Raw genomic sequence first — 1,028 nt, forward strand, 5'->3', positions numbered from 1 at the left:
TTCTTCGCGTCGCGCTTCTGCATCTCGTAGATCAGAGTCGTCAGGACGCGCGCGCCGCTGGCGCCGATCGGGTGGCCCAGCGCGATCGCGCCGCCGTTGACGTTGACCTTTTCGGGGTCGAGGCCCAGTTCCTTGCCGACCGACAGCGCCTGTGCGGCAAAGGCCTCGTTGGCCTCGATCAGGTCGAGGTCGCCGATGGTCCAGCCCGCCTTTTCCAGCGCGCGCTTGGTCGCGGGGACGGGCCCGATGCCCATCACCGACGGGTCGACGCCCGCCGAGGCCCAGCTCTTGATCGTGGCGAGCACGGGGGTGCCGCGCTTTTCCGCTTCCTCGCGGCTCATCAGCACGATGGCGGCGGCACCGTCGTTCAGGCCCGAGGCGTTGGCGGCGGTCACCGTGCCGTCCTTCTTGAAGGCGGGGCGGACGCCTGAGACGCTTTCGATGGTCGCACCGGCGCGGATATATTCGTCGTCGGCGACGACCGTCTCGCCCTTGCGGGTCTTGATGGTGACGGGCGCGATCTCGTCCTTGAAGCGGCCCTCGCCGCGCGCCTTTTCGGCCAGGTTCTGCGAGCGGACGGCGAACTGGTCCTGCTCGTCGCGGGTGACCTGATATTGCTCGGCCAGGTTCTCGGCGGTGATGCCCATGTGATAACCGGCAAAGGCGTCGGTCAGGCCGTCATGCACCATGGTGTCGACCATGGTCAGCGGACCCATCTTGGTGCCGCCGCGCATCGTCTGGGCATGGGGCGAGAGCGACATGGACTCCTGGCCGCCCGCGACGACGATGGTCGCGTCGCCATTGGCGATCGCCTGCATCCCCAGCGCCACCGCACGCAGGCCCGATCCGCAGACCTGGTTGACGCCGTAGGCAGGCACTTCCTTGGGAATGCCCGCGGCCATCGACGCCTGGCGCGCCGGGTTCTGGCCTTGCGCGGCGGTCAGCACCTGGCCGAGGATCACCTCGGACACGTCCTCGCCCTTGATGCCCGCCTGTTCCAGCGCGGCGGTGATCGCCACCCGGCCGAG

Annotated in this window: 1 protein-coding gene; it reads right to left on the reverse strand. The window is 68.9% G+C overall.

Going from position 1 to position 1,028, the window contains the following annotated elements; translation table 11 throughout:
• The coding region (locus U1700_RS15405) for an acetyl-CoA C-acetyltransferase (protein ID WP_332753537.1) at nt 1-1,028 on the reverse strand (1,028 nt) is incomplete at both ends.

Source organism: Sphingomonas sp. RB1R13 (assembly GCF_036663775.1).
Taxonomy (GTDB): Bacteria; Pseudomonadota; Alphaproteobacteria; order Sphingomonadales; family Sphingomonadaceae; genus Sphingomicrobium.